The 23,794-nt window shown below is 68.9% G+C and carries 17 protein-coding genes; 8 read left to right on the forward strand and 9 right to left on the reverse strand.

The window, feature by feature from the left end; translation table 11 throughout:
- Position 1: 1 nt before the first annotated feature.
- The 4 genes from KF889_14045 to KF889_14060 form a co-directional block, all read right to left on the reverse strand.
- Positions 2-820, reverse strand: a complete 819-nt coding sequence (locus KF889_14045; protein MBX3500565.1) for an ABC transporter permease — start codon at positions 818-820, stop codon at positions 2-4.
- A 113-nt stretch (positions 821-933) separates the two neighbouring features.
- A complete protein-coding gene (locus KF889_14050) occupies positions 934-1,923 on the reverse strand; it encodes an ABC transporter permease (GenBank protein MBX3500566.1) in 990 nt (329 codons plus the stop codon).
- 28 nt (positions 1,924-1,951) lie between these two features.
- Positions 1,952-3,544 (reverse strand): ABC transporter substrate-binding protein, encoded by a 1,593-nt coding sequence (locus KF889_14055; protein MBX3500567.1) that lies wholly within the window; start codon positions 3,542-3,544, stop codon positions 1,952-1,954.
- A 288-nt stretch (positions 3,545-3,832) separates the two neighbouring features.
- Positions 3,833-5,422 (reverse strand): ABC transporter substrate-binding protein, encoded by a 1,590-nt coding sequence (locus KF889_14060; GenBank protein ID MBX3500568.1) that lies wholly within the window; start codon positions 5,420-5,422, stop codon positions 3,833-3,835.
- 178 nt (positions 5,423-5,600) lie between these two features.
- Between KF889_14060 and KF889_14065 the strand changes: the two genes are divergently transcribed.
- Both KF889_14065 and KF889_14070 read left to right on the forward strand, forming a co-directional pair.
- Positions 5,601-6,083, forward strand: coding sequence for a DM13 domain-containing protein (locus KF889_14065; protein ID MBX3500569.1), 483 nt, complete (start codon positions 5,601-5,603; stop codon positions 6,081-6,083).
- Positions 6,084-6,116: 33 nt separating this feature from the next.
- Complete coding sequence (locus KF889_14070; protein ID MBX3500570.1) at positions 6,117-6,584, forward strand: hypothetical protein; 468 nt, start codon at positions 6,117-6,119, stop codon at positions 6,582-6,584.
- Positions 6,585-6,677: 93 nt separating this feature from the next.
- Here the strand turns inward: KF889_14070 and KF889_14075 are convergent, their stop codons facing one another.
- Complete coding sequence (locus KF889_14075; protein ID MBX3500571.1) at positions 6,678-7,664, reverse strand: DJ-1/PfpI family protein; 987 nt, start codon at positions 7,662-7,664, stop codon at positions 6,678-6,680.
- 95 nt (positions 7,665-7,759) lie between these two features.
- On the opposite strand from KF889_14075, the gene KF889_14080 reads away from it, so the two are divergent.
- Together KF889_14080 and KF889_14085 are read left to right on the forward strand one after the other, a co-directional pair.
- Complete coding sequence (locus KF889_14080; protein ID MBX3500572.1) at positions 7,760-8,449, forward strand: DJ-1/PfpI family protein; 690 nt, start codon at positions 7,760-7,762, stop codon at positions 8,447-8,449.
- Positions 8,450-8,588: 139 nt separating this feature from the next.
- The gene (locus tag KF889_14085) at positions 8,589-9,335 is read left to right on the forward strand and encodes an arylmalonate decarboxylase (protein ID MBX3500573.1); all 747 of its coding nucleotides are present in this window, start codon (positions 8,589-8,591) and stop codon (positions 9,333-9,335) included.
- Positions 9,336-9,435: 100 nt separating this feature from the next.
- On the opposite strand, the gene KF889_14090 is transcribed toward KF889_14085, so the two are convergent.
- Positions 9,436-12,123: a glycosyltransferase gene (locus KF889_14090; protein MBX3500574.1), complete on the reverse strand. Its 2,688-nt coding sequence runs from the start codon at positions 12,121-12,123 to the stop codon at positions 9,436-9,438.
- Between the two features lie 354 nt (positions 12,124-12,477).
- Here KF889_14090 and KF889_14095 point away from each other — a divergent pair, with 354 nt between their 5' ends.
- From KF889_14095 to KF889_14105, 3 genes are all read left to right on the forward strand, one after another.
- Positions 12,478-14,157: an iron ABC transporter permease gene (locus KF889_14095; GenBank protein ID MBX3500575.1), complete on the forward strand. Its 1,680-nt coding sequence runs from the start codon at positions 12,478-12,480 to the stop codon at positions 14,155-14,157.
- A 310-nt stretch (positions 14,158-14,467) separates the two neighbouring features.
- A complete protein-coding gene (gene sthA, locus KF889_14100) occupies positions 14,468-15,868 on the forward strand; it encodes a Si-specific NAD(P)(+) transhydrogenase (GenBank protein ID MBX3500576.1) in 1,401 nt (466 codons plus the stop codon).
- Between the two features lie 431 nt (positions 15,869-16,299).
- Entirely contained in the window at positions 16,300-16,686 is a 387-nt protein-coding gene (locus KF889_14105) for a hypothetical protein (GenBank protein ID MBX3500577.1), read from the forward strand.
- Between the two features lie 122 nt (positions 16,687-16,808).
- Here KF889_14105 and KF889_14110 read toward each other — a convergent pair whose 3' ends face one another.
- The gene (locus KF889_14110) at positions 16,809-17,600 is read right to left on the reverse strand and encodes a response regulator transcription factor (protein MBX3500578.1); all 792 of its coding nucleotides are present in this window, start codon (positions 17,598-17,600) and stop codon (positions 16,809-16,811) included.
- A gap of 95 nt (positions 17,601-17,695) precedes the next feature.
- Between KF889_14110 and KF889_14115 the strand changes: the two genes are divergently transcribed.
- Entirely contained in the window at positions 17,696-19,678 is a 1,983-nt protein-coding gene (locus KF889_14115; protein ID MBX3500579.1) for a hypothetical protein, read from the forward strand.
- A gap of 57 nt (positions 19,679-19,735) precedes the next feature.
- Here KF889_14115 and KF889_14120 read toward each other — a convergent pair whose 3' ends face one another.
- Positions 19,736-21,523, reverse strand: a complete 1,788-nt coding sequence (locus KF889_14120; GenBank protein MBX3500580.1) for a hydantoinase B/oxoprolinase family protein — start codon at positions 21,521-21,523, stop codon at positions 19,736-19,738.
- Between the two features lie 162 nt (positions 21,524-21,685).
- The gene (locus KF889_14125) at positions 21,686-23,755 is read right to left on the reverse strand and encodes a hydantoinase/oxoprolinase family protein (GenBank protein ID MBX3500581.1); all 2,070 of its coding nucleotides are present in this window, start codon (positions 23,753-23,755) and stop codon (positions 21,686-21,688) included.
- Positions 23,756-23,794 lie beyond the last annotated feature (39 nt).

The following is a 23,794-nucleotide window of genomic DNA, read 5'->3' on the forward strand; positions in this document are numbered from 1 at the left end:
CTCAGACCCGCTTGCTCATCTTGGGATCGAGCGTGTCGCGCAGACCGTCGCCCAGCATGTTGACCGCCAGCACCGTGATGGCGAGGAAGATCGCCGGGTACAGGATGTTGTGCGGATGGACGCGGAAGAACTGGCGTCCTTCGGCCATGATGTTGCCCCAGGTCGGGGTGTCGGTGGGGATGCCCAGCCCGAGGAAGCTCAACGTCGCCTCGGCGAGGATCGCCGCGCCGCAGATGAAGGTGCCCTGCACGATCACCGGCGCGATGGTGTTGGGCAGGATGTGCCGCCACAGGATCTTGGGCAGCGGCGTGCCCACCGAGATCGCCGCCTCGACATAGGGCTCCTCGCGCACCGACAGCACGACCGAGCGCACCAGGCGCACGACGCGCGGGATCTCGGGCACGACGATGGCGAAGATCACGGTGCCCAGGCCGGCGCGGAACAGCGACACCAGGCCGATCGCCAGCAGGATGCCGGGGATCGCCATCAGCCCGTCCATGATGCGCATGACGATGCCGTCGAGCCAGCGGATATAGCCGGACACCAGGCCGATGAAGACGCCGACGGCGATGCTCAGCGCCGCCACCGTGATGCCGACGATCAGCGAGACGCGTGCGCCGTACATCACGCGGCTGTAGATGTCGCGACCCAGGCTGTCGGTGCCCATGTGGGCGGTGCGCTTGACCTGGGTGCCGTCGTCGAGCCGGGTCGTGACCTCCATGCCCGGCTTGCGGTTGCGCGAGGTCGGATCGATGCGCACCGGATCGACGGTGCCGAGCAGCGGCGCCGCCAGGCCGATGACGATCATGATCAGCACCATCACGCCGCCGATGCGCACGCTGACGTTGCGCAGGAGGCGGACCCAGACGCTGGGACGGGCGACTGCGGCGGCGCGTGCTGCTGCTGCGTCGACTTCGTTTTCGAGCGCGATGGTCAATAGCGGATCCTCGGATCGAAGAAGCTGTATGCGATGTCGATCAGCAGGTTGATCAGCACATAGACGAAGCTGAACATCAGGATCACGACCTGGATCACCGGGAAATCGCGCGCCAGCACCGCGTCGACCGTCAATCGGCCGATCCCGGGAATGTTGTAGACGCTTTCGGTCACGACCACGCCGCCGATCAGCAGCGCGATGCCGATGCCGATGACGGTGATGATCGGCACCGCCGCATTGCGCAGCGCGTGGCGCAGCAGCACGGTTCGCGCCGGCAGGCCCTTGGCGCGCGCGGTGCGGATGTAGTCCTCCCCCAGCGTCTCGATGACGCTGGCGCGCGTGATGCGCGAGACCAGCGCGATGTAGATCACCGCCAGCGTGATGCTGGGCAGGATCAGGCGGATGATGAAGTCGCCGAAGCCCTCGGAGATGCGCCTGTAGCCCTGCACCGGCAGCCACTGGCCGCCGAGATCGAGCACCGTGCCGGTCCACGGGATCGGGATCTCCCAGGGCAGGATGGCGAAGACATAGATCAGCAGGTAGCCGACGACGAACACCGGCACCGAGAAGCCCATCACGGAAAAGCCCATGACGAGCCGGTCGACCCAGCCGCCCTGCTTCGCCGCCGCCAGTACGCCCAGCGGCACGGCGATCGACACCGCCAGCAGGAGCGTGCACAGCGCCAGCATCGCCGTGGGCTCGATGCGCTGGATGATGAGCTCGGCCACCGTCTTCTTGAAGAAGAACGACTCGCCGAAATCACCAGCCAGCACCTTGCCCGACCAGATGAAGAACTGGGTGTGCAGCGGCTCCTCGAGGCCGAGCTTGGCGCGGATCGCGTCAACCTGGTCGGAGGTGGCGTTGTCGCCGGCGATGACCGCCGCCGGATCACCCGGCGTCAGCCGCAAGAGCATGAAGACGAAGATCGCCACGAAGAGCAGAACGGGAAGCGTGGCGACCAGGCGCCTTGCGATGAACGCGAACATATGTCGGACCGATGGAAGCGAAGACCGGCTACTTGCCGGTCTTCTCGATGTTCCAGAATACGGGAATCGGCGCCTTGAGCCAGCCGGTGACGTTGCTGCGGCGCGCGCCCGGGCCGTACCACTGGCCGATCCAGCCGAACTGGCCGGTTTCCAGCGCGCGCAGCTGGACCTTCTCGGCGAGATCCTTCTGCTTCACCGGATCTGTCTCGCGCGCATAGGCGTCGCGCAGCTTCTCCATCTCGGCATCGACCGGCCAGCCGAACCATTGCTTGCCGTCGGCGGCGACGAAGTAGGAGTTGGAGATCGGATTCAACGCGTCGGCCGACACCGAATAGGTGTGGAAGACGTTCCAGCCACCCTTGTCGGCCGGATCCTTCTTGGTACGCCGCGTCACCACGGTCTGCCAGTCCATCGACTGCATGTCGACCTTGAAGCCGCCCTGCTCGAGCAGTGCCTTGGTCACCGGCGCGGTGTTGGTAAGCACCGGCAGTGTCGTCGACTGCATCAGCACGATCGGCGTGCCGTCGTAGCCGGCCTCCTTGAGCAGCTCCCTGGACTTCTCGAAGTTGGACTTGATCAGGATCTCGCCGCCCTTTTCGGTGCCGTTGGGCGTGCCGCAGATGAAGGCGGCGCCGCACACCTTGTAGTACTTGGCGTCGCCGATCGTGGCCTTGAGATAGTCTTCCTGGTTGATGGCGTGGAGCGCCGCCAGGCGGACCTTGGGATTGTCGAACGGCTTGACCACGTGGTTGAAGCGGATGACGAAGACGTGGCCCAGCGGGTTCCAGTCGTCGAGCACGATGCTCTTGTCCTTGGTCAGCACGGGCAGCAGGTCATGCGGCGGCGCCTCGACGATGTCGATCTCGCCGGCGAGCAGCGCGTTGGCCTGGGTCTGCGTGTCGGGCATCTCGATCAGCTCGACGCGGTCGACCTTGACCACCTTGCCGCCGGCCAGGCCCGAGGCGGGCTCCGAGCGCGGCTTGTACTTCGGGTTCTTCAGGTAGACATGCCGCTCGCCCGGCTTGGACTGCGCCGTCTGGTAGATGAACGGGCCGGAGCCGACATACTCCTTGATCTGCTGGAAGGCGTCGGTCTCGGCGATGCGCTTGGGCATCATGAAGGGCGTGTTCGACGACGGCTTGCCGAGCGAATCGAGCACCAGGCCGTACGGCTCCTTCAGCACGATCTGGAAAGTCTTGTCGTTGATGACCTTCAGCTCCTTGACGAAGTCGAACAGCTTCTGGCCCATCGGGTCGCGCTTGGACCAGCGATTGAGCGAGGCGGTGCAGTCCTCGGCCTTGACCGGCTGGCCGTCGTGCCATTCCAGCCCATCGCGCAGGGTGAAGGTCCAGGTGAGCTTGTCGGCGCTGACCTCGTGCTTGTCGACCATCTGCGGCTTGATGGCGAATTTCTCGTCGGCGGCGAACAGCGTGTCGTAGATCAGGTAGCCGTGGTTGCGCGTGACGTAGGCGGTCGTCCACACCGGATCGAGGATGGTGAGGTTGCCGTGCTGCACGACGCGCAGCGTGCTCTGGGCCTGGGCCACGGCGCCGAACGCCAGGGTGCCGGCCACCAGCGCGGCGCCGAGGACGACGGCCCTACGGGTCGATTTCGTGATCATGAACTGCCCCTCCCTGTGCGCGGCGTCAGGTCCCCGGCGCCCGGGGGCGCCCCCATCCGACCGCATCGCGTGTCCAGGAGCCTGGAGAGCAAACATCGTGCCTACGATGCTCCGCCATGCGGGCCCACCCGCCGGCCGATGCCTCGGCTTCCTGGTTGATCAGAACCTACCATCGCAGCCATCCAGCACAAGGGCGAATGCCGAAGGATTAGGCAGTCGCGATTGCCCCTGCCCCAAATGTGAACGGCGGCCCGAAGGCCGCCGTCCGATTGGCGCGCGAGGCGCCGGCTACTTCTTCGAAACGTTCCAGAACACGGTCACGGGCGCCACCATGTTGCCCTCGAGCTTGGTGCTGAGCGCGAAGGGCTGATTCCACTGACCGAGGTGGACGTGGGTCGGGTACTCGGTCCAGCGCTTCTGGATCGCCTCGACGATCGCCTTGTGCTTGGCCGGATCGGTCTCCTTGGCGAACTGATCGCGCAGCTTCTCGATCTGCTCGTCGCAGGGCCAGCCGAACATCGCCTTGTCGCAGGAGGCGTTGAAGAACCCGGCCATGACGGGGTTGAGGATGTCGGCCGCCACCCACGAGGTCAGGAAGGCGTTCCAGCCGCCGGCATTCGGCGGATCCTTCTTGGTGCGCCGCGCCACCAGGGTCTGCCAGTCCATCGACTGCATGTCGACCTTGAAGCCGGCCCTCTCGAGCTGCGCCTTGGCGACCGGCGCCAGGTTGGTCAGCACCTGCAGGTCGGTCGACTGCATCAGCACGACCGGCGTTCCGTCATAGCCGGCGTCCTTCAGCAGCTGGGCGGCCTTGGCCGAGTCGCCGTTCAGCACGCCATCCATGCCGGCCATGCTTTCAAGCGGCGTGCCGCAGATGAACATCGCCTTGCAGGTCTTGTACCATTTGGCGTCGCCGATCACCGCCTGCAGGAACGGCTCCTGGCTCATCGCCACCAGCGCGGCGTGGCGGATCTTCGGGTTGTCGAACGGCTTGTGCAGCACGTTGAAGCGGAACGTGTACTGGTTGCCGGTCGGGTTGGCGCTGAACAGCTTGATGCTCTTCTCCTTGGCCAGGATCGGCAGCAGGTCGTGGCCGGGCGATTCGATCATGTCGATCTCGCCGGCGATCAAGGCGTTGGTCGCCGTCTGCACGTCGGCCATCACGATCCATTCGACGCGGTCGATCTTGACCACCTTGCCGCCGGCGAGGCCCGAAGGCGGCTCGTTGCGCGGCTTGTATTTCGGGTTCTTGACGTAGACCACCTTCTCGCCCGGCTTCCACTCGTTGCCGCGGAAGATGAACGGGCCCGAGCCGATCACCTGGCTGGCCTCGATCTGCTTGTTGGGATCGGTCGCGGCCACGCTGGCCGGCATCATGAACGGCACGTTCGACGACGGCTTGCCGAGCGACTGCAGCACCAGGCCGTAGGGTTCCTTCAGCGTCAGCGTGAAGGTCTTGGCGTCGACGACCTTGAGCTCCTTGGTGGCGCTCAGGAGCTTCTGGCCCATCGAATCCTTGGCGCCCCAGCGCTTGATCGAGGCGACGCAGTCCTCGGCCGTGACCGGCTTGCCGTCATGCCACTCCAGCCCGTCGCGCAGGGTGAAGGTGTAGGTCAGCTTGTCGTCGCTGACCTTCCACGTGTCGACCATCTGCGGCTTGACCTCGAACTTCTCGTCCATCGCGAACAGCGTGTCCCAGACGAGATAGCCGTGATTGCGCACGATGTAGGCGGTGGTCCAGATCGGATCGAGGATCTTCAGATCCGAGTGCATGACCACGCGCAGCGTCTGCTGGGCCTGTGCCGCCGGCGGAGTTGCCAGCGACATCGCGCCGGCCATCGCCACGGCGGCGGCCAACGCCTTCCAATGTTTCACCATCCCCAACTCCCTGGTAAGCGGCCCCAACACTCCGGTACGGGGGCCACGACAACGGAACAGTATCATCAGCCGGGCGCCGGACAAGTCCCGGCCGGCGAAAACACAAGCACGCGTGATGCCAAGGCCCGCGACCCGGATGCTAGGCTGTGCGCGGCGAGGGCGGTTCGGAGCGACGGCCATGTGGCGCGGTATCGCGATTTTCCTGATCGGCGGCATGCTGGGCACGGCCTTCGGCGTGGCCGTCGGCTTTTTCGCCTATCCCTATGTTTTTCCACCGCCGACGGCGATGGACACGCTCAGCGACGAGGACCGCGTCGGGCTGACGGCGCGCGGCCGCTTCATCCACGCCAATCCCGCCGATCCGGTCCACTACGGCAGGGGCGATGTCACGGTGTATCGCCGCGTGGTGCACCTGAACGCCAATTTCGAGGTCGGCCCCGGCCCGGCCTTCCATGTCTATCTCGTGCCCCGGGAGAAGGTCCGGCAGACCGCCGACGTGCGCGACACCATGTTCGTCGACCTCGGCAGGCTGCGCTCGTTCAAGGGCAGCCAGAGATACGCCATCCCCGACGGCGTCGACCTCAAGGCCTTTCCCAGCGTGGTGATCTGGTGCGCCCAGTTCGGCGTGCTGATCTCGCCCGCCGACCTGGCGTTCGAGTAGCCCGGAACTGCCGGCGCTCCCGGTTCTGGCAGCATGGCCGTTCGCTCGGCTACACTGCCTGACGTGAAGATCCAGAACCCGATCCTCAACGCCGGGCTGGTGCCGCTGATCGGCGCCTCGCGCTACCTGCTGACCCTGGCCGCGCTGCTGGCGCTGTGGTGGTTCGACGCGCGCGTCATGAACAGCGGCTTCGACGCCAATCTGTGGCTGATCAGGTCGGTGGGCGACGCGCTCGACGGCAGCGGCAGGGTCGAGGCGGCGCTGCGCGCCTTCGCCGCCGAGAAGATGCTGCTCTTCGCCGAGATCAGCATCGTCGTCTGGCTGATCGGCAAGGGATTGTGGTGGCTGATCGGCCTGCCCTTCCGCCGCCGCGCCGCGGACAAGGAGGCAATGCCGGCCGAGCCCAATCCCGCCGACGACCTCGCCGCCCGCCTGGAAGCGCGCAGCGGCCCGTCGCTTTCGGTCAACGAACGCCCGACAGGCATGCGCGCCGAGCGCTGACTGTCGTCCTGGGCGCAGCGAAGGACCTCGCGGTATCGCGGCCAGGTGGATCCGTGGTGTCCGTTCGCACCACCGCGAGGTCCTTCGCTGCGCTCAGGGCGACGCCGCCGTGGCCGCGAAGCTCGCGCGGTAGGCGCGTGGGGCGACGCCGAGCCGGCGGCGGAACAGGGTGCGCAGGCGGTCGGCGCCGCCGAGGCCCGTGTCGCGCGCCACGATGTCGAGACGCGCCTCGTTGGACTCCAGCGCGCGGCGCGCGGCTTCGAGACGGAAGCGCTCGACGGCCTTGGCCGGCGTCTGGCCGGTGCGCTCGCGATAGACGCGCGCGAAGTGGCGCGGGCTCATGCCGGCGCGCGCCGCCAGCGCCTCGACCGAGAGGTCACGCTCGAGGTTGCCGGCGATCCAGCGATGCAGCTCGTCGAAGCTGCCGTCGCTGTCGCGCAGCTGCGCGGCGAAGGGCGCGCTGAACTGCGACTGGCCGCCGGGCCGGCGCATGAAGACCACGAGGTGGCGCGCCACCTGCATGGCGAGGTCGCGGCCGAGATCCTCCTCGATCAGCGCCAGGGCGAGATCGATGCCCGCGGTCACGCCGGCCGAGGTGAAGATCGCGCCGTCGCGCACGAAGATCGCGTCGCGCTCGACGGTGAGATCGGGAAAGCGCCGCGCCAGCTGATCGCAGCGGCTCCAGTGCGTCGCCGCCCGCCTGCCCTTGAGCAGCCCGGCCTCGGCGACGACGAAGGTGCCGGAGCATACCGAGCCGGCGCGCCGCGCGCGCGTCGCGTGCCGGGCGACCCAGCGCACCAGGCGCGCATCGTCGGCGGCATCGAGCACGCCATGGCCGCCGGGCACGATCAGCGTGTCGATGCGGCGGCGCGCGAAGGTCGCGAGCTTCTCCGTGAGCAACGCCGCACCGGAGGAACTTCTCACCAAGCCGCCGTCGACCGACAGCAGCCGCAGATCGTAGGCCGGCGTGCCGCCAAGACGCTCGGCGAGCGAGAAGCTCTCCAGCGGGCCGGCGACGTCGAGCAGCTGGAAGTCGGCGAAGAGCGTGAAGACGACGGTGCGCGGGGCGACGGCGGGCATGAAAGCCTCTTGGCAGGAATCCACGGGATATTGTCATTCCAGCCATCCGGCGTCACGCGCTAACCTGTCCTCATTGCTCTTCGAGGGAGATCGACATGACCGGCGCCCCCTTCCGCATCGGCTTCCTGGTGTTTCCCGACATCACCCAGCTCGACATGACCGGGCCGTGGGAGGTGCTGAGCAAGCTGCCCGATGCGCAGACCTTCCTGGTTTGGAAGAGCCGCGAGCCGGTGGTCGCCGGCGGTGGCCTCAAGCTCGTTCCCGACATGACTTTTGCCGAGTGCCCGCAGCTCGATCTGGTCTGCGTGCCCGGCGGCAGCGGCATGAACGCGCTGCTCGAGGACGAGGAGACGCTGTCGTTCCTGCGCCGCCAGGCCAAGGGCGCGCGCTACGTCACCTCGGTCTGCACCGGCTCGCTGGTGCTGGGCGCGGCGGGCCTGCTGAAGGGCAAGCGCGCGGCGACGCACTGGATGTCGATGGACATGCTCGCGGCCTTCGGCGCCACGCCGGTGCGCGAGCGCGTCGTGGTCGACGGCAACACCATCACCGGCGGCGGCGTCACGGCGGGCATCGATTTCGGGCTCAAGGTCGCGGCCGAGGTCGCCGGCGAGGACGTCGCGCGCGCCATCCAGCTCGGCATCGAGTACGACCCGCACCCGCCGTTCGACGCCGGCTCGCCGCAGGGTGCCGGACCGGAGCTCACCCGGCGCATCACCGAGATGGCGAGCGCGCGCCAGTCGCAACGCGCCGAAGCGGTGAAGCGCGCCGCGGCCCGCCTGGTTTGATATACCTTCCCCCGGAGGGGGAAGGTGCCCGAAGGGCGGAAGGGGGATGTCGAAGACGAACGCAGGAGTTCGTCTTCGACATCCCCCTTCCGTCGCGCTGCGCGCGCCACCTTCCCCCTCCGGGGGAAGGAGAAATCCAATGCGTGACGTTCTGGGCTGGCGGCGCAAGCTTGCCGTCATGGCGCCGTCGACCAACACGATCGTGCAGCCCGATTTCGACGACATGCGCCCGCGCGGCGTCACCAACCACTACAGCCGCATCTTCACGCCCAACAACAAGGCGCTCTCCAACGACAGCTTCCGCGCCGGCATCCAGGTGATCGGCGACAACGTCATGGACGCGGTCAGGAGCGCGATGACGCTCGAGCCCGACTACCTGGTGATGGGCATCTCCGCGCTGTCGTTCTTCGGCGGGCTGAAGGGCGCCGATGCCTTTGTCACGAAGATCGAGGAATTCACCGGCCTGAAGATGACGGTGGGCAGCCACGCCACCGCGGCGGCGCTGAAAGCCTATGGCGGCATCAGGCGCATCGCCGTGCTGACGCCCTACTGGCCGGTGATGAACGCCGAGGTCAAAGGCTACTTCCGCGACATCGGCGTCGAGGTCGTGCGCGACGTCGCCCTGCAGTGCAACTCGTGGACAGGCATCGCCGAGGTGACGCCGGCGCAATGCCGCGACGCGCTGCGCAGGCTCGACGGCGACGACGTCGACGCGCTGGTGCAGGTCGGCACCAACCTCTCGATGGTGCGCCTCGCCGCGGCGGCCGAGTTGTGGCTCGGCAAGCCGGTGATCGCCATCAACACCGCGACCTACTGGCACGCGCTGCGCGCCAACGGCATCGACGACAAGGTGCCGGGCTTCGGCAGGCTGCTGGAAGAGTTCTGATCCAATCTGTCATCCCGAGCGCAGCGCGGGATCCGGTGCCAGCCTGGATCCCTCGCTGCGCTCGGGATGACAGCGAGGTGCTTCGGAGCGCGGCGAGATGCTACTGCGCTGGCTGGATGAGCGGGCGCTCGCCGGGGGCCGGCGCCTCGGGCTCCGGCGCCAGCAGCAGCCGCGTCTGGCGCACCTGCTCCATGGCGTTGACCAGCGAGACCCAGACCGCGGCCGCATAGGGCAGCGACTGCACCATCAGCAGCGCCGACCACAGCCGCGCGTCGGGATCGATGCCGCCGAGCGACAGCCAGATGCCGGCGGCGGCGAACCACAGCAGGCCGGCCAGCACCGCCTCGTCGCGCGCCATGGCCAGCGCCTTGCCGATGGTGGCGCGCGAATCCATCTTCGGCGTGCGCATGAAAGGCAGCTTGCTGGTGAAGATGCCGTAGAGCACGGCGCGGCCCACGGTGTAGGTCAGCGACAGGCCGGCGAGCGAGGCGCCGACGCTCTGCCGGAAGGTGCAGCCGACGCGATTGGCGTAGAGCGCAAAGGAGTACGCCAGCTTGAAGATGAACAGCGCGAGCGTCGGGATCAGGAAGACGTCGGGCGGCAGCGGCACCCAGGCCGGCGCGACCAGCACGCCCAGCGCCCAGAAGATGCCGGTGACGGTGAAGATCACGTTGAGCGCGTCGGCGAACCACGGCAGCCAGCCGGCGACGAAATGGTACTTCTGCCAGGAGGTCAGCCGCGTGCCGTTCGACAGGATCGAGCGCGCATGGCCCTTGAGGATCTGCATCGCGCCGTAGGCCCAGCGGAAACGCTGCTTCTTGTAGCCGGCGAAATGGTCGGGGGTGAGCCCGTGGCCGAAGCGCTCGCGGCTGTAGGTGGCGCCGTAGCCCTGCTGCATCATGCGCAGGCCAAGCTCGGTGTCCTCGCAGATGCACCACGTCGCCCAGCCGCCCAGCTCGTCCATCAGCCTGCGGCGGATCAGCGTCATCGTGCCGTGCTGGATGATGGCGTCGTACTCGTTGCGCAGGCACATGCCGATGTCGAAGAAGCCGGCGTACTCCCAGTTCAGCATCTCCTTGAAGCGGTCGTCGCGCCAGTCGCGGTGGTCCTGCGGCGCCTGCACGAAGCCGATCTTCGGATCGTCGAACTGCGGCACCAGCGAGCGCAGCCAGTCCTTGCGCACGACGTAGTCGCTGTCGATCACCGCGACGATCTCGGCGTCGGGCGCGGTCTGGCTCAGCACGTAGTTCAATGCGCCGGCCTTGAAGCCCTTCATCTCGTCGAAATGGAAGAAGCGAAAGCGCTCACCCAGCGACTTGCAGTATTCCTCGACCGGCCGCCAGATCGCCGGGTCGCGGGTGTTGTTGTCGATGACGATGACCTCGAGACTCGGATAGTCGAGCGCCGCGAGAGAATCCAGCGTCTGCATCACCATGGCCGGCGGCTCGTTGCAGATCGCCACGTGCAGCGAGACCTTGGGCCAGCGACGGTCGGCGTTCGCAGCCACCGGCGGCAGGGGCACCTCGCGCTTCCAGCGCCGCGTCCAGATCGCCTCGACCAGCTCCAGCGCCTGCGTCAGCACCATCACCAGGCTGACCAGCAGGAAGGTGAGCAGCACGCTCCAGCCGAGAACCTGCCAGGTGGTCATGTAGATGCCGAAGCCCGCGTAGACGGCGTAGACCATGCCCGACGCGGCGGCGGCGGTCAGCCCGGCGAAGACGAGCTCGCCGATCGGCCTCATGCCGCGCCACAGCGCGAGAAAGCCGAGGATGATCGGCAGCGCCACCGCCAGCGACCACGCGGCCAGCTTCCACCATTCCGGGAAGGCGACGATGGGCCCGCTCCAGGCGAATTTCGGCTGGCGCTCGGCGTCCCACATGCCCCAGTAGCCGCCCGCCATGCCCTCGAGGTCGTGGCTCTTCCACGGCTGGTCGAAGGCCTCGATGACGAAATGGTCGATCTTCTCGCGGCGCAGGAAGTCGATGGCCTCGCGCACGTGCTTGGCCTGCAGCGCCGGCGAGGCCGACTTCAGGACGGCCATGCCGTCGCCGCGGCTGATGCGCGAGGCGCCGTTCGAGGGCCAGCCGACCTCGGTGACGATGATGTTCTTGGTCGGGTAGACGGCGCGCAGCTCCTCGATGCGGCGCTTGAGGTAGGCGACGTTCTCCTCGTTCGACTTCTCGTCCCAGTAGGGCAGCGAGTGGATGGCGATGTAGTCGACCTCGCGCGCCAGCTCGGGGTATTTCAGCCAGATGTGCCAGGGCTCGGCGGTCGACACCGGCACCTTCACGTTGCGCTTCACGTGCCTGATGTAGCGGATCAGCTGGGCCGGGCTGAGGTCGGTGTTCTTCAGCGGGTTGCCGTCCCAGCGCAGGATGGTCTCGTTGCCGACCAGCACGCGATCGACGTTGGCGTTGGCGCTGGCCATGCGGATCAGGGCGGCGACGTCGCGCTGCGAGATCTCGACGCGATGATCGACCCAGCCGCCGGCGATGACGCGGATGCCGTACTGGTCGGCGATGCGCGCGACCTGGTCGACGCCGTCGAGCGCCGTGTAGGTGCGGATGTAGCGCACGCGCCCGGCGAGCGTGCGCATGTCGCGCTCCATCTGCTCGACGCGCGGCTTGTCGCCGCGCGCGGCGTCCTGGTCCTTGGCGAAGGGCGCGTAGGTCACGCCGTGCAGCAGCCCCTCGATCGGCGGCGCGTCATAGGTGCGGGTGAACAGGCTCCACGCGCCGAAGGTGGCGGCGACGGTGACGGCGATGGTGAGAAGTGCGGAAAGTCGCATGCTGGACGGTCAAGGCCCTGCAAGCTTCACACCAATGGCCTGACCGGGACCTGCCCGCCCGCCGCGACCGGACCCGCTCGGGCAGCGGGCGGCGACAGGGCGGTTGCGTCGATGCCGGTCGGATCTGCCACCAGCGACGTGCTGCCAGACCTCTTCGAGGCTCTTCCCTGCGCCTGTTTCCTCGACGCCGACCCTCTTCGGCGCCGATCGGGCGGCTGGCGAATCTATAACCGCCCCTCGCGGCTGTGGACAAGGCCCATAACGTCTTGAAATAAGGAATCATTTCGGCACCCCGGCGCCGCGCTGCGACAATGCGGCGAAGGTTTGGTCAAGGATGTGTGACAAATTACGCCGATGAGCATCCAAGCATCCGTCGCCGTACCGGTCCGCCACCGGCCGAGCCTGCTGTCCGCGGCCGCCCTGGCCATCGGCGTGCTGGTGGCGATCCCGGTGCTGGGCATCCTCGTGCATCTGCTGCGGCCCAGCGGCACCGAGTGGCGCGAGACGGCGTGGATCGTCCTGCCCGAATTCCTGCTCAACACCGTGGTGCTGCTGCTGGCCGTCGCCTTCGGCACGATGATCATCGGCACTGCCACGGCCTGGCTGGTGGTGATGTGCCGCTTCCCCGGCCGGCGGCTGTTCGAATGGGCGCTCGCCCTGCCGCTCGCCGTGCCGGCCTATGTCATGGCCTATACCTGGACCGACCTGCTGCAATTCTCCGGCCCGGTGCAGAGCGTCCTGCGCGAGGCCTTCGGCTGGGGCGCGCGCGATTACTGGTTCCCCGAGATCCGCTCGGTCGGCGGTGCCGCGACGATGTTCGTCTTCGTGCTCTATCCCTATGTCTACCTGCTCGCCCGCACCGCCTTCATCGAGCAATCGGTCTGCGCGCTCGACGCCGGCCGCATCCTGGGCAACGGGCCGTGGCGCAACTTCGCGCATGTCGCGCTGCCGCTGGCGCGCCCCGCCATCGCCGCCGGCACGGCGCTGGCGCTGATGGAGACCCTGGCCGATTTCGGCGCCGTCGCCTATTTCGAGGTCGGAACCTTCACCACGGGCATCTACCGCGCCTGGTTCACCTTCAACGACAAGGTGGCCGCCGCCCAGCTCGCCAGCGTGCTGCTGATCTTCGCGCTGGCCCTGCTGGCGATCGAGCGCCGCTCGCGCGCCGATCGCCGCTTCCACCACACCACGCCGCGCTACCGCCCGCTGCCGGCGAATCGGCTGACCGGCTGGCGCGCCATCGCCGCCACGCTCGCCTGCGCCGTGCCGCTGGCCATCGGCTTCGTGATCCCGGCCCTGGTCCTGCTGCGCTTCTCGCTGTTCTCCGGCGATGCGCAATGGGGCGCGCGCTACGTCAGCCTGGCGCTCAACAGCGTCACCGTCGCGGCGCTGGCGGCGATCTTCACCGTGCTGATCGCGCTGGGCCTGGCCTATGCCGCCCGCATCACGCGCCGCGGCCCCGCGATCTGGGTCGCGCGCTTCGCCGGTCTGGGCTACGCCGTGCCGGGCATCGTCATCGCTGTCGGCGTGCTGGCGCCGGTGGCCGCCTTCGACAACGCGCTCGACGCCTGGCTGCGCGCCCATCTCGGCATCTCGACCGGCTTGCTGATCACCGGCACCGTCGCCGGCGTGGTCTACGCCCTGGTCGTGCGCTTCCTCGCCGCCGCCCTGCAGCCGATCGAGGCCGGCCTGGCCAAGGTCACGCCCAACCTCGACGGCGCCGCCCGCACGCTGGGTGCCGCGCCGGGCGAGACCCTGCGCCGCGTGCACGCGCCGATGCTCAGGGGCGCGCTGGCCACCGCCGGTCTGATCGTCTTCGTCGACGCGATGAAGGAGCTGCCCGCCACCCTGATGCTGCGGCCCTTCAACTTCGACACGCTCGCCGTGCAGGCCTGGAACCTGACCCGCGACGAGCGCCTGGCCGAGGCCTCGACCGCGGCGCTGACCATCGTCGCCGTCGGCCTGCTGCCGCTGATCGTGCTCACCCGCACCATCCTCGGCGCCCGGCCCGGCAGCGCCGAGCCGCCGCTCTGAAGGCAAGACGCGGAGCGAAAGCGCAGCGTCTTGTCCTTGAAGCTCTCCCCACCCCCTTTAGGGGGTGGGGAGAGCTGGGGGGATGGAAGGGGGATGGCACCGGGATGACACCGGGATGGCAGGTGGGGATGGCAGGGGGATGGAAGAGGATGACAGGGGATGGAAGGGGGATCGCCAGCGGGATGGCAACTACCGCATCGGCGCTCACGCTCCGGCATTTCCGACGCTGGGTGTGAGCATAGCACGATTTGCATCGCGCTTTAACAATCAGCGCCCATAGACTGTGGACGGGCTTCGGGGGAGTTCACGGATGGCGCATGATTTCGACCTGGTGGTGATCGGCTCGGGGCCGGCCGGCCAGCGCGCCGCGATCCAGGCGGCCAAGATCGGCAAGCGCGTGATGCTGGTCGAGCGCCAGGACGTGGTCGGCGGCGTCTGCATCAACACCGGCACCATCCCGTCCAAGACGCTGCGCGAGGCGGTGCTGCATCTGAGCGGCCATCGCGAGCGCGGCATCTACGGCGCCTCCTACCAGGTGAAGCAGAACATCACCATCGAGGACCTGCATTTCCGCACCGCCCACGTCATCCGCCACGAGATCGACGTCACCCGCCACCAGCTGCAGCGCAACCGCATCGAGGTGGCGATCGGCAACGCCGTCTTCGCCGATCCGCACACCGTGCGCATCGAGGACGTGCCCGGCCGCAACATCCGCAACGTCACCGCCGCGCACGTCGTGATCGCCTCGGGCACGCAGGCGACGCGCGACGGCGCCATCCCCTTCGACGGCCAGCGCATCATGATCAGCGACGATGTGATGACCTTGAAGAAGCTGCCGCGCACGCTGACGGTGATCGGCGCCGGCGTCATCGGCATCGAGTACGCCACCATCTTCTCGGTGCTGGGCGTGCGCGTCACCCTGGTCGACAAGCGCGACCGGCTGCTGCCCTTCATCGATCGCGAGATCACCGACGCGCTGGCCTACCAGATGCACGAGCACCGCGTCACGCTGAGACTCGGCGAGGAGGTCAGGGGCATCGAGCCCTTCGCCGACGAGCGCGGCGAGCGGGTGCGTGTCACCCTGGTGTCGGGCAAGCAGATCGTCAGCGAGGCGGCGCTCTATTCCATCGGCCGCACCGGCGCCACCGCGACGCTCGACCTCAAGGCCGCCGGCGTCGACGCCGACGAGCGCGGCCGGCTGAAGGTCAACGAGCACTACCAGACCAGCCAGAAGCACATCTACGCCGTGGGCGACGTGATCGGCTTTCCCAGCCTGGCCTCGACCTCGATGGAGCAGGGCCGCCGCGCCGCCTGCCATGCCTTCGACGTCGTCGCCGAGAGCGTGCCCTCGCTGTTCCCCTACGGCATCTACACCATCCCCGAGATCTCGACCGTGGGCCGCACCGAGGAGGAGCTGACGCACGAGGGCATCCCCTACGAGATCGGCAAGGCCAACTACCGCGAGATCGCCCGCGGCCAGATCATCGGCGACAGCTCGGGCCTCCTGAAGCTGATCTTCCACCTCGAGACGCGCGAGCTTCTGGGCGTACACATCATCGGCGAAGGCGCCAGCGAGCTGATCCACATCGGCCAGGCCGTGCTCGCGCACAAGGGCACGATCGACTACTTCGTCAACACGGTGTTCAACTACCCAACCTTGGCGGAGTGCTACAAGACCGCGGCCTTCGACGGCATCAACCGGCTGGGGTGAGCGTGTTCCTTCCCCCGGAGGGGGAAGGTGCCCGAAGGGCGCAAGGGGGATGTCGAAGACGGACACCTGATGCGTTGAGGCATCCCCCTTCCGTCGCTGCGCGCCACCTTCCCCCTCCGGGGGAAGCACACATCGCGACATCGCGTGTCAGGCTTGCGTTATTGCGTTGTTGAACGCGGCGCGGCGGAAACCCGGGCCGCGACTTTCGGCGATCCCGGCTTGCGCGGCCGGGGCCGATCGACTACTGCCTGAACGAACCCCGAGTATCGACCAGTCATCGCGCGTCCCCGGCCACCGGTGCGTCGCGCCCGTGCCCGACGGAGCGCCTCCGGAATGGGGTGTTGACCCCATGCCACCGGCACACGGTCCTCCGTAGTGTCGGGCCAACGAAACGCCGCGTCGTGCGGCGTCAGGGACAGAGGAGAAAGCTCATGTCGGGAATCATCCACAGCCGTCGCGTCAGGAGCGCCGCCGCCGCCATCGCCATCGCGCTGATCGGCGCCACCGCGCTCTCGGCCTGCATCGAGCAGTCCGGCGGCAGTCCGACGCGACCGCCCCAGACGCAGCAGCGGGCGTTCAACAACCCGCAGGTCGGCGGCCGCTGGCTCGACGTCTGCTTCGGCCAGGGCAGCTGCCGCGAGCGCCAGGCGATCGACACCTTCTGCCGTCAGCAGGGCTTCCAGCGCGCCGTGAACTCCCAGTCGCGGGTCGCCGGCATCGGGCACCAGACGGTGCGCATCGGCGACCAGTCGGTCTGCACCAACATCCTCAACAACTGCCACCACGTGACCCGGGTGACCTGCGCGCGCACCGTCTGACAACGCCGGCTGGAGGCGGTCGCCGGACCGCCTCCAGCCGCCCGACGCCGCGTCGAGCGTCCAGGAGGCGCGCCATGACGACGATCCGCCCGGCATCGCCTGGCGCGGCACGGGCTTGCGCCTCACAGCTCGCGCGCCGGATCGATCAGCCCGTCCTTCAGCGCCCGCGCCACGAGCTGGGCGACGGACGAGACCTCGAGCTTCTGCATCAGGCTGGTGCGGTGCTTGTCGACCGTCTTGATGCTGATGCCCAGGCCCTCGGCGATCTCCCGGTTCGAGCGGCCGGCGATGATCATGTTCAGCGTCTGCCGTTCGCGGTCGGTCAGCCTGCCGCGCGACGAAGGCGCCTCGAGCGCCTCGACGAACGCGCCGGCGACATAGCGCCCGCCGCGCAGGATCAGCGGCAGGCGCGCGAACAGCTCGCCGGTGTCGGCCGCCTTGGAGAACAGGCCGTCGACGCCGGCCTCGATCAGGTCGGCGACCAGGCCGGTGGCGGTGATGCCGGTGAAGACCACGACGCGCGTCGCCGGGCTCCAGCGCCGCACCTCGAGCAGCACCTCGATGCCGCCGGCATGCGGCATGGCGACATCGAGCAGCAGCAGGTTGGGCTGCCATCGCTTGACCGCGGCGATCGCCGCCAGCCCGTCGCCGGCCTCGGCGACGACCTTCGCCGATACGCCGGCGAGCGCGCGCGGTGCCTCCAGCGCGGCGCGCAGGCCCGAGCGGACGATCGCATGGTCGTCGGCGATCACGACACGGACAGCAAACGGATCGTGCCCGCCCGTCACAGCCGCCTCCCCTCGCCTGCAGGGCCACCGCACACCGGGCTTGCCTTCCCCCGGAGGGGGACGGTGCCCGAAGGGTGGATGGGGGATGTCGAAGACGAACACCGATCTCGCTGCGACATCCCCCATCCGTCGTGCTGCGCGCGCCACCTTCCCCCTCCGGAGGAAGGCAAGGCCAGGGTTGCGATCACCCTGCCCCCGCCTGCGCGGCGTTGGAGTCCGCCATGAGCGAGCGTCGCCGGATCGTGCAGCGATGGCGACTCCGTGCGACGCTCCTCGCCGTGCTGGCCGTGCTGATCGTGTCCGGGCGCGCCCCGGCGATCGAGCTTCTGCCCGGCGAGGGGCGGACGATCGCCGGCGCCGATACCCGGGATCTGGCGGACCCCGCCGCGTCGCTGACGCCCGCGGCGGCAAGTGACGCCTTCGCCGCCGGCGGCGGCGTCGCGCTGACGGGCCCCGTCGTGGTCGTGCCCCGTCCGCTCGAGCGCCACTGGCTCTCGATCGAGCTGGTCAATACCGGCGATCGGCCCGACACCTGGCATCTCGCGACCCGCATTCCCTTCCGTCCCGATGTCAGCGTCTTTCTCGCCCGCGCCGGCGGCGGCGTCGAGAGGCTGATCGAGACCGGGCCGGACACGACCTTCGGGGCGCGGCCGGTCGCCACCCGGTTTCTGGTGAGCGGCGGCTTCCGTCTGGCGCCGGGCGAGCGCGCCCGCCTGATCGTCCGCCACCGATCCGCCGGACCGGGGGCTCTGCCGATGAGTCTTGAGCCCGCCCACCGCATGATCGCCCTCGCGGCATCGGATGCCGCCGGCACCGCTCTCTTCTACGGCGCCTCGATCGCCGCGCTTGCCGGCTTCGCGTTGTTCAGCCTCGCGGTCCGCAGCCGGCTGGGGCTGTCCTATGCCGGGCTATTCACGCTGGCGCTGCTGCTGGTGGCGGCGATCGACGGCGTCGCCTTCCAGCACATCTGGCCCGACTGGCCGGGATGGAACGCGCTGGCGGCGCTGTCGCTGGGGCTGCTGGTTGCGGCCGCGGCGCTGCCGGTCGCCGGCCGCATGCGCGAGGATTGGCCGCGCTGGCGGCGTGCCTGCGACGGGCTCGCCGGGCTTCTCCTCGCGGCGATCGCGCTTGTCGCCGTGGTGCCGGCGGACGTGCTCATCCATCTGGTCGAGGCCGGCCTGCTCCTGGGCATCGCCGCCCACGCCGTGGTCCATGCCAGCCTGATCCGGCGGAGCGAGGGGCTGGGCTGGCTGTTCGCCGGCGGCGCGGTCGCGGCCGCCATGATCGCGGTCTGGGCGATCGCCACCGTCGCCCTCGGCGAGGCGCTGCCCGGATGGCTGTCGGACCACCCGCACCGCCTGATCTTCATCGTCCTCGTCGCCGACATCGTCGTCACGGTCCCCAGCGTCTCGCTGCGGATGCGCCGGGCGCACGAAGCGGCGTTGCTGCGCGAGGTCGACGCCGCCCAGCGCGACGCCGCGCTCAACAGCCGGCTGTTCGAGACCGAGAAGCTCTATTCCCGGGCGCGCGACCTGGCGGCGACACGTCGGCGCGAGCTCGCCGCCGTCTCGCACGACATCCGCCAGCCGCTCGCATCGTTGCGCCTGGCCGTGACCGGACAGGGCGCCGGACACGACACCGCCACGCGCCAGCGCCTGGCCGAGGCCTTCGACTACCTCGAGAACCTGGTGCGGGGGCACCAGTCGGATCCGGATCCGGAGACCGACCGCGAAGCCGGCGCGCAGGACGATGTCGCCGATCGGCCGGTCGAGCCCTATCCGGTCGCGCTGCTGACGGGCACGCTGGAGCAGATGTTCCGCGAGGAAGCGGAAGCCAAGGGGCTGGTCTTCGTCTGCCGGCCGGTGGACGCGCTGCTCGACAAGCCGATCCTGCCGCTGCTGCGCCTGTTCTCAAATCTGGTGTCGAACGCGGTGAAGCACACCGCCACGGGAACGGTGACGATCTCGGCCGACATCGCGCCGGCAGCGGTGATGGTCGAAGTGAGCGACACCGGTCCGGGCATGTCGCCGCAGACGCTGGCCGAGATGCGACAGCCGGCGCGCAAGGGGCCGGCGTCGACGGGCAGCGGGCTGGGCCTGGCCATTGTCGACGATGTCGCGGCGGCGCTGGGCCTCGCCGTCGCCTTCGACAGCGCCGCATCGGGCGGAACCCGGGTCCGCGTCACGCTGCCGGCCGCATCGTAGGTCGCGCACCTGTCATCCCGAGCGCAGCGAGGGTGACAGGCTGAGGTCAGTCCGATCTCAGCTACGTCGCGACGCCGTCGCCGCCACGTCGAGCGTCATGTCGGCGCCGATCACCACGCCATAGTCGCGCTTCGCCGTCTCGACCGAGATGAAGCCGTCGAGCACGTCGTCGAGCACGGCCTGCGGATCGCGCTTGAGCGGGTCGCCGTAGCCACCGCCGGCCGGGCCGTAGCAGATGAAGCGCCCGCCGGTGCTCATGCCCATGTGCGGCACCTTCGACGGCAGCGCGCGCTCGGCGCCCGAGGGCGGCACGAGGTCGAGTTTCGCCGGGAAGCCCTCGCCGCCGCCCTGGAAGCCCCAGGGGCGATAGCGATGGCCCTCGCCCTCGACCGAGGCGCCGCCGTCGCTCAGGAAGGCGAATTCGCGCACCGAGCCCAGGCCGCCGCGCCACTGTCCGGCGCCGGCGACGTCCTCGCGCAGCTCGTAGCGCAGCACGCGCAGCGGCAGGTGGGTCTCGATGTCCTCGATCGGGTTGTTGCGGGTGTTGGCATAGAGCGTGTCGACGGCGTCCATGCCGTCCTTGCCGTGGCGGCCGCCATAGGAGCCTTCGAAGATCTCCATGTGCACCCAGTGCGTGTCGTCCTTCAGGCCCGAGAAGGCGATCACCTTGAGATTGCCGATGCCGGCCGAGACGCTCGAGGGCGCCGCCTGCGCCAGCGCCTTCATCACGGTGTCAGCGAGCTGGTTGCCGGGGCAGAAGCGCGCGATGGTCGGCGCCGGGAAGCTCGGGTTGGCGAGGCAGCCCTTGGGCGCCACGATCCTGATCGGGCGGATCAGGCCGGCATTGACCGGGATGTGGCCGTGCACCGCGGTGTCGAGCAGCACCGAGCGGATGGTGAGCCAGATGGCGATGTCGGCGGTGCCCTCCAGCGGCATGTTGATCGGCCGGTCGGGCACCTGCGGCGCCGTGCCGGTGAGGTCGACCACCATCTCGTCGCCGGTCTTGGTGATGGTGACGACGATCGGCAGCTCCTTCTTGGCCGGATCGTCGCTGTCGAGATAGCCGTCGATCGCCGTCTCGGCGCGATAGACGCCGTCGGGCAGCCGGGCGATCGCCTGCCGCATCAGCCGCTCGGCGTGATCCATCAGCGCTTCGCAGGCCTGCTCGTAGAGCTCCAGGCCATAGCGGTTCACCAGCTCGACCAGGCGCTCGGCGCCGATGCGCGCGGCGGCGATCTGCGCCTCCATGTCGCCGACCACGAGGTTCGAGGCGCGGATGTTGTCGCGCAGGATCTGCCACACCGCGTCGTTGCGCACGCCCCTGTCGTAGACCTTGATCGCCTTGAATTGCAGGCCCTCGGCATAGGCGTCGATCGCCTCGACGATGCCACAGGAGCCCGGCGACAGCGCGCCGATGTCGAGGTGATGCGCCGTGGTGGCGGCAAAGCCGATCAGCCGCGCGCCGATGAACACCGGCACCAGGAACGCCACGTCGGGTCCGTGGCTGGCGCCCGAGTACGCATCGTTGTGCATGATCACGTCGCCGGGACGGATCGTTTCGCCGCGCTCGGCGAGGATGCGCTGCACGCCCTTGACGTAGCCCGGGATCGGTCCCGATTGCAGCGGCGTCGACTGCGCCGATTCCGCCAGCCCCCTGCCCTCGGCGTCGACCAGCGCCGCGCCGAAGTCCTCCGACTCGCGGATGATCGAGGAGTAGCTCATGCGCATGAGCTTGTAGCCCATCTCGATGGCGATGTTCTCCAGCGCGCCCTGGATCACAGAGACGGTGATCGGGTCGATGCGATCGGGCTTGGTGGCGATCTGCCGCGCGGTCGCGCTGGTCATGGTGTTGCTCCTGGCAGTGTCTGTACCTTCCCCCGGAGGGGGAAGGTGGCGCGCAGCGCCGGATGGGGGATGTCGAAGACGAACTCCTGCGTTCGTCTTCGACATCCCCCTTCCGCCCTTCGGGCACCTTCCCCCTCCGGGGGAAGGTAGTGGGCCGCGCGGCTACGCACGGCGGATGATCAGGTTGCCGGCCGCGTCGGCCGTGACGGTGTGACGCGGCGGGACGACGGTGGTGGAGTCCATCTGCAGCACGATGGCCGGGCCGTCGATCGCTGTGCCGACCGGCAGCTTGTCGCGCAGCAGGAACGCGGTCTCGTGGTCCGTGAGCTCGCCATCGACGCGGAAGGTGCACAGCCCGGTGCGGATGCGCGCGGCCTCCAGCGGGCCACCTGATGGCGGCGCCGGCCGCGCGATCTCGGCCGCGCCCGCGGCGCCCACCAGGCGGATGTTGACGATCTCGATCGCGCTGTCGGCGAAATGGTGGCCGTACTCGCGGCGATGCACCTCGTGGAAGGCCGCGAAGGCCTCGGCCAGCGCCGCCGCGTCGAGCGTTCCGTCGGGGAAGGCGACACGCAGCTCGTAACCCTGGCCGACATAGCGCAGGTCGCCGCGCCTGACGAAGCTTACCCGCTCGAGGTCGATGTCGTCGGCGGCGAAGCGCGCCTCGAGCTCGCGGGCCATCGACTCGAAGCCGGCGTTCAGCCGCGCCAGATCGGGCGCGGTCGAGACCTGGAAGGCGGTGCGGATCGCGTCGTAGCGCAGATCGCTGATCAGCAGGCCGACCGCCGAGGTGATGCCGGGATGCGGCGGCACGATCACTTCTGCCACGCCCAGCATGGCGGCGACCTCGGCGCCGTGCAGCGGGCCGGCGCCGCCGAAGGCCACCAGGGTGAAGTCGCGCGGGTCGATGCCCTTCTGCACCGTGCGCGAGCGGATGGCGTTGGCCATGTTGGCGTTGAGCACGGTGATCACGCCCTCGGCCGCCTCGCGCTCGCCCATGCCGAGCTCGCGCGCCAGCTCGCCGATCACGCGCCGCGCCGCCACCTCGTCGAGCGCCATGCCGCCGCCGAGGAAATGCCTGGCGTCGAGCCGTCCGAGCACGACGTTGGCGTCGGTCACCGTCGGCTTCGCACCGCCGCGGCCATAGGCGGCCGGACCGGGCACGGCACCGGCCGAGCGCGGACCGACCTTGAAGGCGCCGGCGCTGTCGACGAAGGCGATCGAGCCGCCGCCGGCACCGATGGTGTGCACGTCGATCATCGGCACCAGCACCGGGAAGCCGGCGATCCACGTGTCGCGCGCCGTGGCCTCGCCGAAGGTGCCCGAAGCGACGATGCCGATATCGGCCGAGGTACCGCCGACATCGAAGGTGATGAGGTTGCGCCGTTGCGACAGCGCACCGGCCCAGTCGCCGCCGATCACGCCGGCCGCCGGTCCCGACAACAATGTCAGCACCGGCCGCTCCGACACCATGGACGGCGTCGCCACGCCGCCATTGGAGGCCATGATGCGCAGATCGGCGGCGAAGCCGGAGGCGACGATGTCGCCTTCGAGCTTCGACACGTAGTCGCGCACCTTGGGTCCGACGAAGGCGTTCATCGCCGTCGTGGTGAAACGCTCGAACTCGCGGAACTGCGGCGATACCGACGCCGAGGTCGTCGCGAAGCAGGCAGGGTACTCCTCGGCGACGATCTGCCGGGCGCGCTCCTCGTGCGCCGGATCGAGATAGGAGAACAGGAAGCAGATGGCGATGGCCTGCACGCCCGCTTCCTTCAGCTCGCGCACCGCCAGGCGCACGCCGTCCTCGTCGAGCGCGTCGAGCACCTCGCCGCGGGGCGGGATCAGCCGCTCGCGCACGGTCTTGCGATGACGACGGCGCACCAGCGGCCGGTCCTGCCAGGGGATGTCCTGCATGATCGAGTAATGCTGCGGCCGCTGGTGGCGGCCGATATGCAGGATGTCGCGGTAGCCGCCCGAGGTGATCATGCCGGTGACCGCGCCGTCGTGCTCGAGGATGGCGTTGGTGGCAATGGTGGTGCCGTGGAACACCACGTCGACCGCCTCGCGCGGGACGCCGTATTTCTCGCACAGTGCAACAAGGCCCGACACGACGCCGCGCGAGGGATCGTCGGGGGTGGTCGGCACCTTGTGGATCAAGGTGCTGCCGGCCTCCGTGTCGGCGAACACCAGGTCGGTGAAGGTGCCACCGACATCGACCCCGATCAGCTTCATCCGCCACCTCGATCCCGCTGGTCCCGGAGACGCAAGACG

It is taken from the genome of Alphaproteobacteria bacterium (assembly GCA_019635875.1).
In the GTDB taxonomy this organism is placed as follows: domain Bacteria; phylum Pseudomonadota; class Alphaproteobacteria; order Reyranellales; family Reyranellaceae; genus JAFAZJ01.